Annotated in this window: 12 protein-coding genes; 3 read left to right on the top strand and 9 right to left on the bottom strand. The window is 57.6% G+C overall.

Going from position 1 to position 10,563, the window contains the following annotated elements; translation table 11 throughout:
- A complete protein-coding gene (locus ALB80_RS11605; protein WP_050604210.1) occupies window positions 1–927 on the bottom strand; it encodes a Hint domain-containing protein in 927 nt (308 codons plus the stop codon).
- Complete coding sequence (locus tag ALB80_RS11610) at window positions 928–1,440, bottom strand: toxin-activating lysine-acyltransferase (protein ID WP_050604211.1); 513 nt, start codon at window positions 1,438–1,440, stop codon at window positions 928–930. It abuts the gene before it with no gap.
- A gap of 182 nt (window positions 1,441–1,622) precedes the next feature.
- Here ALB80_RS11610 and ALB80_RS11615 point away from each other — a divergent pair, with 182 nt between their 5' ends.
- Window positions 1,623–2,030 (top strand): hypothetical protein, encoded by a 408-nt coding sequence (locus ALB80_RS11615; protein ID WP_050604212.1) that lies wholly within the window; start codon window positions 1,623–1,625, stop codon window positions 2,028–2,030.
- A gap of 3 nt (window positions 2,031–2,033) precedes the next feature.
- Here ALB80_RS11615 and hemF read toward each other — a convergent pair whose 3' ends face one another.
- From hemF to clpS, 4 genes are read right to left on the bottom strand one after another with little or no spacing between them, the layout of a single operon-like run.
- Entirely contained in the window at window positions 2,034–2,918 is an 885-nt protein-coding gene (hemF, locus tag ALB80_RS11620; RefSeq protein WP_050604213.1) for an oxygen-dependent coproporphyrinogen oxidase, read from the bottom strand.
- Between the two features lie 5 nt (window positions 2,919–2,923).
- Window positions 2,924–3,724, bottom strand: coding sequence for an SDR family NAD(P)-dependent oxidoreductase (locus ALB80_RS11625; protein ID WP_050604214.1), 801 nt, complete (start codon window positions 3,722–3,724; stop codon window positions 2,924–2,926).
- A 36-nt stretch (window positions 3,725–3,760) separates the two neighbouring features.
- On the bottom strand, window positions 3,761–4,726 hold the full coding sequence (locus ALB80_RS11630) for a class I SAM-dependent methyltransferase (RefSeq protein WP_050604215.1): 966 nt from the start codon (window positions 4,724–4,726) through the stop codon (window positions 3,761–3,763).
- A gap of 46 nt (window positions 4,727–4,772) precedes the next feature.
- Window positions 4,773–5,114 (bottom strand): ATP-dependent Clp protease adapter ClpS, encoded by a 342-nt coding sequence (gene clpS / locus ALB80_RS11635; RefSeq protein WP_050604216.1) that lies wholly within the window; start codon window positions 5,112–5,114, stop codon window positions 4,773–4,775.
- Between the two features lie 93 nt (window positions 5,115–5,207).
- Here clpS and ALB80_RS11640 point away from each other — a divergent pair, with 93 nt between their 5' ends.
- Together ALB80_RS11640 and ALB80_RS11645 are read left to right on the top strand one after the other, a co-directional pair.
- On the top strand, window positions 5,208–5,909 hold the full coding sequence (locus ALB80_RS11640) for an HAD family hydrolase (protein ID WP_050604217.1): 702 nt from the start codon (window positions 5,208–5,210) through the stop codon (window positions 5,907–5,909).
- 301 nt (window positions 5,910–6,210) lie between these two features.
- Entirely contained in the window at window positions 6,211–7,578 is a 1,368-nt protein-coding gene (locus tag ALB80_RS11645) for a D-alanyl-D-alanine carboxypeptidase family protein (RefSeq protein ID WP_050604218.1), read from the top strand.
- Between the two features lie 87 nt (window positions 7,579–7,665).
- Here the strand turns inward: ALB80_RS11645 and ALB80_RS11650 are convergent, their stop codons facing one another.
- The 3 genes from ALB80_RS11650 to ALB80_RS11660 are packed head-to-tail and all read right to left on the bottom strand — an operon-like array spanning window position 7,666 to window position 10,184.
- Window positions 7,666–8,427 carry a LamB/YcsF family protein gene (locus ALB80_RS11650; protein WP_050604219.1) on the bottom strand — a complete coding sequence of 254 codons (762 nt, stop codon included), beginning with the start codon at window positions 8,425–8,427 and terminating at the stop codon, window positions 7,666–7,668.
- Between the two features lie 12 nt (window positions 8,428–8,439).
- Window positions 8,440–9,438 carry a biotin-dependent carboxyltransferase family protein gene (locus ALB80_RS11655; protein ID WP_050604220.1) on the bottom strand — a complete coding sequence of 333 codons (999 nt, stop codon included), beginning with the start codon at window positions 9,436–9,438 and terminating at the stop codon, window positions 8,440–8,442.
- The gene (locus ALB80_RS11660) at window positions 9,435–10,184 is read right to left on the bottom strand and encodes an allophanate hydrolase subunit 1 (protein WP_050604221.1); all 750 of its coding nucleotides are present in this window, start codon (window positions 10,182–10,184) and stop codon (window positions 9,435–9,437) included. The genes ALB80_RS11655 and ALB80_RS11660 overlap by 4 nt, the downstream gene beginning before the upstream one ends.
- Between the last annotated feature and the right edge of the window lie 379 nt (window positions 10,185–10,563).

Below are 10,563 nucleotides of genomic sequence, written 5' to 3' on the forward strand. Positions count from 1 at the left end.
TCAGGCAAGGGCGCGAGCTTCGTGTTCGCGCAAAATCAAACGTGCCGCGCGCCCGAACCCGGTGTGAGCAGAGGTTGGCCGATCTGGAAAGATCGCCGCCAGTTCGCTCAGGGCGTCGGAGGACAGTGTATAAAGCGCCTCTTCCCCAAGAAACAGGCTTTCGGCCTGCGCCCCGTCAGCATTCAGAATCTCATGCTGATCCAAAAGGATGTGCAGATATTCGACCGTCTCTATCGAGGTGTCGATGTGTATCCCCGGCCAACTGCACAGATGCTTGGCTGCCACCAGCGCCTCGGCGGCACCGAACAGCAGTTCCACTTTCGGGCCCTTCACCAGAATGCGGTGCTGTTGCGAAACCAGAAGATCCCGGCAGGGTGTGTTCGGCCCCAGACTTCCTGCTGAGATGCAGACCGGCTGCAACGCGGGCTCATCACGCAATCGCTCGGGCGGAATTACACTGCTTTCGATCCAGCGAATAGGTTGCAGCCCGTGATCCGCGGTTGCCACTTTGTGACTTACGTCCAGCGTTTCTATGACCTTTGGACCGTCTTCGGTCTCGATCAATGTCCCGGCTGCAAAACAGACGCCTTCGATCCTGATAGTGACTGCAACCGGGTCCGGGTTGTTGGAAAACGGCAGGGTAAACGGCCCCACCTGCGTTGTGCCCGTGACGCTGATAAAGAAGGTATCGAAAACGATCTCGCCGTTGTCCAGGCTGTCAAAAAAGGTCGGGTCGACCGTATAGGTCCACTCGCCGGTGTTTGGATCAATCGAGGCGGTGCCGTTGGCGGGGGGCGTTGCGATCGTCCATGTCTGGGTCGTTGGTGTGAACGTGCCATTGTCCAGCGTCGGCTGACCCATCGCCACATTGGGCGGGGACCCGGTCACGTCTCCGGTCAATTCGCCTGTGATTGTAACCGAAACCACTTATCCTTCGCCCTGTTGCAGCACCTGTTCAAACTCTCTTTTTCGATACAGGCGCATATGGACTTCACCCGCCTGATCCCGCGTCCATTCCACGATCCGATTGCGTGTCATGTCGCTGTCCATTCGGTTGGTACGAACACACGGATGCGGTATTTCCTTTTTGAGGATATCAACAATCTGGTTCGTTTGTCCAAATGGGGCCACAAGATCGACGATCCAGAAGGAAGGCCCACTGGTGAAATCCTTTTCCTTCAGTGGCTTTTCCTGCACCGCATAGCGGTATTCGACCTCATGGCTGAGCCCGGCAAAGGTGACAAAGCCACGGGGAAACCCGTCTTGCCGAAAGATATGGTACTGGCCGAGACGGAACGGCGTCTCGAACGCGTAAAGAACCTGTGCCAGGTTGCGTTTCTGATGGGTCTTCGTCAACCCGGCCAGGTAGAACATCGCGCCCAGATCGGCATATTTCTCGGGCGGAAAATCGAACCAGTCTTTGGGGAAGCTCTTGCTCAAAGGATCGCCAATATCTGATGTGAACCAAAACCTTAGAGTTAGTGTACCCTTTTCCTGCCATTTGGGTAGAAGAAATTCCCAGCGCCGTCAGAGCGTCAGCGTTACCGGTCTGTTCCACTTTACTCAGGGGCTGTCCCGGCTATGCTTAAATCTGCGACCCCTCATTTCGGGAAGATTGGATCATGCGTTTTATTAGGGCTTTTGCCGCCGCGGCACTGATACTGATGCCTTCCCTGACCGAAGCGGTTGGGTTTGGCCTGAACATTCGGCCGCAATTTCGCACAGAGATTACGTCGCTGCCGGATGGGGTTTATGAGGTCAAGGCCATAGGCTCGTCAGCGCCCGTGAACTACTGGTGCGGTATCGGGGACTATGCGATCCGAACTTTGGGCGTGCCGAACAAACAGCGGATCTATATTTTTCGTGCTTACGAACCTGGCGTCCGAACAGTTCAGTTTTCTCTGACACCGCCACCCGGCGCAGATACCAAACCGGGGCATTCAATCACCGTTCGGAAGGTCGGTGCCAACATGTCCGCGTCGTCGGCACAGAACTACTGCTACGACAACTTCATCATGGACACATTCTGAACGTCAGACCCATTTCGCCATCGGCGGCAGGCTCATCAGAACCGCATCCGGGTCGTGCCCGGTTTCCAGTCCGAATTTAGTACCCCGGTCGTAGACCAGGTTGTATTCAGCATACAAACCACGGTGCACGAGTTGGGTGTTTTTGTCCGCATCTAAAAAGCCCTGCACGCGCCGCTTTTCGACCAATGGCAGGAAAGCAGGCAGGAAAGCCCGACCAATATCCTGCGTCAGGACGAAATCAGCCTGCCAGTCGCCGGTGCAGTAGTCATCCATGAAAATTCCCCCCACACCCCGCGCACGCTTACGGTGGGGAATATAGAAATATTCGTCTGCCCAGTCTTTTAGACGCGGGTAATGCGCAACGCCATGAGGGTCCAGATGGGCTTTTTGGGTGGCGTGGAAATGGCTTGTGTCTTCGGCATACTCGATGCAGGGGTTCAGGTCCGATCCGCCACCAAACCACCAGGCGTGTGGGGTCCAGAACATGCGCGTGTTCATGTGCACCGCAGGGACATGAGGGTTCTGCATATGCGCCACCAGGCTGATCCCGGAGGCCCAGAACCGGGGATCCTCGGTCATGCCGGGGATACCTTTGCGTGCCGCCATCGCTTGCTGTGCGCGTTCGCCCAACGTGCCATAGACGGTCGAGACGTTGACGCCAACTTTCTCGAACACACGCCCGCCACGCATCACGGACATCAGCCCGCCACCTGCGTCCGATCCGTCCTCGGATTGGCGTTTGGTCTCTTTGACTTCGAACCGACCGGGTTTTGCGTCAGAAAATGGGCCAGTGTCGTGGCTGTCTTCGAGGGCTTCAAACGCAGAAACAATGTCGTCGCGCAATTGGCGAAACCAGGCGGAAGCAGTGGATTTTTCTGTATCGAACATGTGTCTTAGTGAGCCGGGGCGGCGACGGGGTCAAGTAGGGTGCGACCGCCATCGATTGTCAGGATCTGGCCGGTTATGAAGCCGGCTGCATCAGACGCCAGAAACTGCGCGGTTTCGGTCAGCTCCGTAGCGGAAGCGATACGGGCCAGCGGCGTGTGTTTTTCGATATCGTCGCGGAAATCCCGGTTTTCCTTGAGGGTCGATTGCAGGGACGCGCTCATCACAGAACCAAGTGCGATGGAGTTGACCCGAATACGGTTCGGCGCAAGCGCAACCGCAAGAGACCGTGTCATCTGATCCAGCGCCGCAGTTGACACGGAATAGGCCATCAGGTCGGGATGTGTTCGGCGAGCCGCGATAGAAGACAGGTTGATAATCGACCCCGCAGGGTTTTCCTCGTCCCCATCGGCCTGTTTGATCATGCGTTTTGCAACCAGCTGGCTTAACCGCAGGGCGGGCATCAGATTCTGGTTCAGCAGAGTGCGGACCGAGTCATCTTCGGGATCCAGCGGATCAGATGGGATCACCTGCCGCGCGCCATTGATCAGGATGTCCACCTGATCAAACGCATCCAGTGTGGCCGATAGCAGGTTCGCTATGGTCAGCTTTTCCCGCAGATCGCCAGCAAAATAGCGGATATTTCCGTCTTCGGCCTGTTCGCCCAATTCATCGACCAGGCGCTTTTCGTCCATGTCGGCGAACATTACATTTGCACCTGCATCCGCGAATTGGCGTCCGATAGCCAGCCCGATGCCATTGGCTCCGCCCGTTACAATTGCTGTCTTGCCAGCGATGGAAAAGGACATCCGAATCCTCCTGAATTGGGGGCAGGTTAACGAGCCTTAGCGCCGAGGGCGAGAGGCCTGAAAAACCTTGAACCGGTTGTCTCCGGCAATTTCAGTGACCTGAGCGAAGTGTTCGTTCAGCGTTGTTTCATAGGGAAGATGTCGATTGGCAACCATCCACAGGGTTCCGTTGCGGGTCAGATTGCGCGCGGCTGCGATGATGAATCCCTGACCAAGCGCCGGGTCCGCGCTGCGCGAGGTGTGAAACGGGGGATTCATCACCACCGTGTCGATAGGTTCCGGCGCGGCCCAGGTGACGGCATCTGACCAGTAAAACTTTGCTTTCGGGTCCTCGGCGTTCATGCGCGCGCAGGTCAGAGCGGCGTGATCTGCCTCGACCAGATGCAGTGATTTAACGTCATCGCGCTTCAGGATGTCTGCCGACAAATACCCCCAACCCGCACCAAGATCCGCTATCCGAGCTCCCGGTTTGGCGGGCAATGCTTTTAACAACATGGCCGAGGCCGGATCGACCCCATTTGCCGAAAACACCCCCGGCGCCGTATAATAACCACCGACCTTCTGTGCGGTGGGCGCGGCCCAATCTGCAAAAGCAGAGGCGTCGGCCTGAAACCAGAATATTTTGCCATGCGCTTTGGACAGGGGCCCTTCGACGTCAGCCCGCTTGCGCACATCTTTCAATATGCTGTCCACCCCATTGGTCTTTGCGCCATCAATCACGACAACCCCCGCGGCCCGCGAACAAGCCCGCTGGATCATTGCGCGCGCCAGCGCCTTGGCACGTGGCAAAAACACGATTGCGTCCTGACACGGGTCTTCCGCTTCGGGCACCGAGTTAAAGCCTTGCGTGGCAAAATGGTCGTGAAAGGGTTTGAACGGTTGTACCACCTGTGCGTCAGAGGGAAGCACCGAAAGATCATGCTCTGGCACCGGGCAGATCACCGTCACAGGCTGCGACAGCGACAGGCCGTTTTGCAATGCAAGTTCCAAGCGAGGGGACATGGGCAGTTCCGTCAGAGAAAAGAGAGGGTGCGTCAGGCGAGATGCCTTATTCTTCACGTTCCATGGTGCATTGCAGCGGGTGTTGGTGCCTGCGAGCAAAATCCATCACTTGGCCAACTTTGGTCTCAGCAATCTCGTGGCTGAAGACGCCGACAACGGCCACGCCTTTTTTGTGAACCGTCAGCATGATTTCGAACGCCTGCGCGTGGGTCATTCCGAAGAACCGCTCCAGCACATGCACGACAAACTCCATCGGCGTGTAATCGTCGTTCAGCAACAGCACCTTATACAAGGGCGGACGTTTGGTTTTTGGGCGCGTCTGCAGCAGGATAGACGCGTCACTGTCGTCGTCCGGGGTGTCAGACATCATCCAGGTCTTGTCCAGCATCGTGTGCAACTGTCCGATTCAGGCTTGGGGTTTATCTTGGCGCTTATATAACGTGGGCATGGCCGGTGAAAAGAGCAAGCGGACTTAAATTGGATGACGGAAGAACTGACAACAATCGGGTTTGATGCGGATGACACCCTTTGGCACAATGAACGGTTTTTTCAGCTGACACAGGCCCATTTCGCTGAATTGCTGGCCGATCACGCCAACCGCGATCATCTGATGGAGCGCCTTTTGGCCGCCGAAAAACGCAACATCAGGCATTATGGCTATGGGATAAAAGGGTTCGTTCTGTCGATGATCGAAACCGCCATCGAGGTCACGGAAGACCGTGTTCCGGCCTCGGTCATTCGGCAATTGGTCGAAGCCGGGCAAGAGATGCTGGCACATCCGATTGAATTGTTGCCACATGCGCGCGATGCGATTGAGAACGTGACCGGCATGTACCGAGTCATTCTCATTACAAAGGGCGACTTGATCGATCAGGAGCGTAAACTGGCACAGTCCGGGCTGGGCGATTTGTTCGACGGGGTCGAGATTGTCTCGGAAAAGACCTCGGATACCTATCGGGCGATCTTTGAATCCCATGGGGATGGTCCGGCTGCTGCAATGATGGTTGGCAATTCCATGCGCTCGGATGTGGTGGCCCCGATTCAGGCCGGATGCTGGGGCGTTTACGTGCCCCACGGTCTGGTGTGGGAAGTCGAGCACGCCGAAGCCCCGGTTGAAAGCCCCCGATTCCGCGAGCTGCGCGATTTGGGGGATCTGGCCGATCTGATACACAGTCTGAAGTGATGTTGCTTTATGGTCGCAGTTTCAAAAAAACCCTGTTGCGCAACGGCAAAGCGCTGCCACAATCGCGCATCTGGTGGGTCAGGGCCGGAGTTTTATCAACATGTAGCCCAATGCGGCGCACATGACGAAATCGCAAAAAGCGCAGCTTTCAGTTTATTTCACCCCCCCCCTGTGTTAGCCTTGGTGATAATAAAATAAAACTTGCCGACCGGGAAAACTCGGCGGCGCGAGGCAGACAGAGGCAAAGATCGTGCAGATTCGGCGGACAGTTCCGGCCCGAACGGGCTTATTCCTTACAGCGATGCTATGTGTGCTGGCGTTTGCGCCGCTCAAATCCATAGCGGCACCTTACGCGGCAATGGTGATTGACGCCCGTACCGGAGAGGTTCTGCATTCGCGCAATGCAGACACGCGGTTGCATCCAGCGTCGCTGACCAAGATGATGACGCTTTATATCGCGTTCGAGGCGGTGCGAAACGGTGAGATTACGCTGGATACGCCTGTACGGATTACTAAGAAAGCTTCGGCCGAGCCGCCGTCCAAGCTGGGTCTGCGGACGGGACAGACGATTGCCTTCCGTTACTTGATCCGCGCGGCTGCTGTAAAATCAGCCAATGACGCAGCGACCGCCATCGGTATCGCCATCAGCGGGTCCGAAGCGGCCTTTGCCCGCCGCATGACCCGCACCGCTAAAGCGATGGGGATGAGCCGTACCACCTTCAAGAACGCGCATGGCCTGACCGAATCAGGGCATTTGTCCACGGCGCGCGACATGACCACGCTGGGACGGCATCTGCTGTATGACTATCCGCAGTATTATAATCTGTTCTCGCGTCAATCGACACATGCCGGGATCAAGACCGTGCCGAACACCAACCGTCGCCTTCTGGCTGCGTACAAAGGGGCGGACGGCATCAAAACCGGATACACCCGTGCAGCGGGCTTCAATCTGGTGGCGTCGGCCAAGCGTAAGAATGAACGGATCATCGCAACCGTCTTTGGCGGAAAGTCTGGCGCGTCGCGCAATGCCAAAGTGGCCGAGCTTTTGGATCTGGGTTTCCGTCGCGCCCCATCGCGTGCACCTATTCGCAAACCGGCACGCCCGGCTTATGCGGGCAATGTTGGGCTGGGCACGCAGGTCGCGCGCCTGAGCGGGCCTCCAAAGACCAGCCTGCGTCCGGTCGTGCGCCCAAGCGCATCGACACAGGTCGCAAGTGCAGTGGCGGCTACTGCGGATCAGAACAGCGCCCGGATCACCAATGGCATTGCGGCGGCCATCGCCCAGGCAGACGTCGCGCCGACCGCCTCGTCCAAGCAGGAACCGGGCACCCGTCCAGCACAACGCCCCGCTGATCTGGTTCTGGCGTCGACCGAAACGGCAAAGCAACCCGAGCCCGAGCAGGAGGTTGTCACCCGACTGTCTTCGTCCGGCGGGCATCTGTGGGGCGTCAATGTGGGGCGCTACACCACGCGGTATGAGGCCGAGAAGGTTCTGCTGAAAACCGCGTTGTCGGAAATGACTACGCTGGAGGGCACGCTGCGCAAGGTGAACCAAAGCTCGCGCGGGTTTGACGCAACTTTTCAGGGGATGACCCGGGAACAGGCCGATTTGGCGTGTCGCCGGTTGCAGGCCCGCAATGTGACCTGTTTCATGATCGGACCATCATAAGGTTCGGCAAATACTCTCCTGTTGGGTCTGGGCTGTGGTTCTCCGCAGCCCTTTTTTCATGACAGGGTGCGGCCACCATGGACGAGACTACCGGGTGAACTTTGTCACATCGACCCCACCAGCGATCAGGCTTTCCCGAACTGAGCGGGCGATCTGAACCGCCGTGGGCCCGTCCCCATGCAGGCAAATTGTGTCGATAGATGTCTCCAACCTCTTGCCGCTTTCAGTGATGATTGCGCCTTCGCGAACCATGTTCAAAATGCGCGGTCCCGCCACATCGGCGTCGTGAATCACGGCACCAAGCAGGCTGCGGTCCACCAAGGTGCCGTCGTCATTATAAGCGCGGTCGGCAAAAATCTCGCCAACCCATTTGCATCCGAGCTCGCGTACGGCATCTTCCTGCTTTGTCACCGCAAGGACCATGACAATAATGTCGGGGTCGACATCCAAAGCGCCCTGATAGCAGGCCCGCGCCATATCAATATCGATCGAGCACATATTGGCCAGCGCCCCGTGCAGCTTGAGGTGTCGCACTTTGGTGCCAATCGCCTTGGCCATGCCCTGTGCGGCACCCAGTTGATACCGGACCAGATTGCGCAGAGCGTCATGGGGCAATTTCATGTTCCGGCGGCCAAAGCCCTGCAGATCGGGAAAACCGGGATGCGCGCCAATACCAACATTGTTCTCGGCCGCCAGTTGCATCGTCGCTGCCATCACATCTGGGTCGCCTGCATGAAAACCACAGGCAATGTTAGCAGAGGTGATGATCTTCAGCAGGCTTTCGTCATCGCCCATCTTCCAGGGACCAAAGCTTTCCCCCATATCGGCATTCAGATCGACGCTGGGCATCGGCATATCTCCTTAGTCGGTGGCAGAGATCACTCCGCCAATCAATTGGTAGGACAACAGGTCCGGAATGTCGTGCGGGTCGCGGACCAGAGGTTCGACCCTTGAGGGCAGGCGCGCAAGATCTGACAGGAAACCTGTGTGCAACGCACTGGCTTCATCCATGCTGACAAATTTGAAGCGGATAGGACCGCCCGCAGGTGTCTGAGCTGCGCGCGGCATATCGCAGGGCAAAACGGTTGCGATACGAGGATAGCCCCCTGTGGTCTGGCACTCCGGCAGCAGGATGAAGGGGTCTCCTGCGCCAGTCATCTGAATATCGCCGGGGGTGATCACTTCGGACAATATGTTCAATTGGCCCGACGCAGCAAACCCGCCGCCGTCACTGTCCACCTGCATCCCCATCCGGTTGGCGCGCGTGCCGCGTCTGAAGGCGTTCGCGGCAAACCGATCCAGCGTCGCCTGATCGAACAACGTGGTCTGAAAGCTGGCCACCACGCGCAACTCTCCGCCCGCAAACCGATCAGCCGGCATCAGTTTCAGCCCGGTCTTACCTGTATGAAGTCCGCAGGTCAGCGTGTCGCCTTGTTGTACTGCACGACCGATCCGTGCCGTCAGATGTGCCGAGCGCGATCCCAGAAAAACCTTGGCCTCAATGCCGCCCCCAAGATGAAGATAGCCGTAGTTGCCTTGCACGGCTGCTCCGATGACCAGCCGTTGCCCGGCGGCCAGTTGGTGCGAAGCATTCCACGACACTGGGCCGCCATCGATGCTGGCCTGCATCCGCGCACCGGTTAAGGCGATGTGCATGTTTTGCGTGGCTTCGAATTCGCCCCCCATTCCGGCCATTTCCAGCGCCGCGAGGTCCGGGCTTTGCCCCAGTAATGCAGCCCCTTCATGCAAGGCCAATATGTCGGCAGCGCCGGAGCGGGACAAACCCTGATCCAGATACCCAACGCGGCCCTGATCCTGGATTGTGCATGAGGGGCCGATCCGATAGACGATCAGGCTCATGGCGCAATCTCCTCACAGGTGGCACCGCCGGTATTGTCTGTATTGTTGGCGCGGATATGCTGCAACTCTTCCCGAGATACAGGTGTGAACACCAATTCGTCTCCGGGCCGAAGCGGGAACGTGTCGGCCCTCTCCGGGCGAAAGCATCGAAATGCGGTTTGCCCGACATGCCGCCATCCGGTTGGTGTCGGCCCGGAAAACAGGACGAATTGCGAGATGGCCAAAACCAACGCGCCCTCTGGCACCATCGGGGTCAGACTTGGCAGTCGGGGAATGTTGAACTCGGGGCCCAATGGCCCAAGGTAGGGCTGTCCGGGCGCAAACCCGATAGTCAGAACCCGCACCCTCGACTGGCCAAGGCGCCGTATTGCCTCTTCCGGCGTCAATCCGGCGGCAGCCGCTGCGTCGTCCAGTTGTGGCGCCAGATCGGTTCCGTACACCGTTGGTACACGCCACAGCTTGCGGCCTGAGGGAAGAGGCGTGTTGTACCAGTCCTTTTGGCCTATGAGATGCTGAAGCTTTTCCAGCATCTGCTGATGAGAGACGCGCTGCGTGTCGAACCGCACAAAGGTGGACCCCAAAGACGCCGATGACTCGGTGACCTCATCCCATTGCAGATGATCCACTTCGGATCGAAATGCCAGAGCCGCACGGTTTGCGTTCTCGGACATGCGATCCGCAAATGTTACGAGCGCTCCGTCAAAACCAACGGTTCTGACCAAAGGAAACTGAAGGTCACGGGCCATACCGATCCTGCGTGTGTGCCGACAACAAAGTACTGGAACCAGACCTTATCCGAATAGGATGTGCAAGGCGGGTCTTGGAGGGGTGACGGCGAACGAATGAGATTTACGTGAGGCATAAGGATCCGAGTCGGCCTGGCTGATTTTCGACTCCCATGAGTTGATAGAGGCCAGATTTGTCTAAAATCGCGAGTCGTTTCACAGGTTTGAGTCGCGCCCACTTGTGCCCGAACTCTGCTTGCGCTCAATATGTAGTGGTAGGCTCATTTGTACGAGCCAGTCCAAGTAGGGTGCAATGAAAGGAATTTGCTCACCAGCTCGGCTTTTGCTATGTGTGATGTGCCGTAACTTACTGAATTTAATCATGCTTTGCGAAAGCATC

The organism is Ruegeria sp. 6PALISEP08 (genome assembly GCF_001238295.1).
Lineage (GTDB): Bacteria > Pseudomonadota > Alphaproteobacteria > Rhodobacterales > Rhodobacteraceae > Ruegeria.

Coding starts and splice junctions, on each gene's coding strand:
- ALB80_RS11615 (WP_050604212.1), top strand. CDS start 1,623: ATGCGTTTTATTAGGGCTTTTGCCGCCGCGGCACTGATACTGATGCCT.
- hemF (WP_050604213.1), bottom strand. CDS start 2,918: ATGTTCGATACAGAAAAATCCACTGCTTCCGCCTGGTTTCGCCAATTG.
- ALB80_RS11625 (WP_050604214.1), bottom strand. CDS start 3,724: ATGTCCTTTTCCATCGCTGGCAAGACAGCAATTGTAACGGGCGGAGCC.
- ALB80_RS11630 (WP_050604215.1), bottom strand. CDS start 4,726: ATGTCCCCTCGCTTGGAACTTGCATTGCAAAACGGCCTGTCGCTGTCG.
- clpS (WP_050604216.1), bottom strand. CDS start 5,114: ATGCTGGACAAGACCTGGATGATGTCTGACACCCCGGACGACGACAGT.
- ALB80_RS11640 (WP_050604217.1), top strand. CDS start 5,208: ATGACGGAAGAACTGACAACAATCGGGTTTGATGCGGATGACACCCTT.
- ALB80_RS11645 (WP_050604218.1), top strand. CDS start 6,211: ATGCTATGTGTGCTGGCGTTTGCGCCGCTCAAATCCATAGCGGCACCT.
- ALB80_RS11650 (WP_050604219.1), bottom strand. CDS start 8,427: ATGCCCAGCGTCGATCTGAATGCCGATATGGGGGAAAGCTTTGGTCCC.
- ALB80_RS11655 (WP_050604220.1), bottom strand. CDS start 9,438: ATGAGCCTGATCGTCTATCGGATCGGCCCCTCATGCACAATCCAGGAT.
- ALB80_RS11660 (WP_050604221.1), bottom strand. CDS start 10,184: ATGGCCCGTGACCTTCAGTTTCCTTTGGTCAGAACCGTTGGTTTTGAC.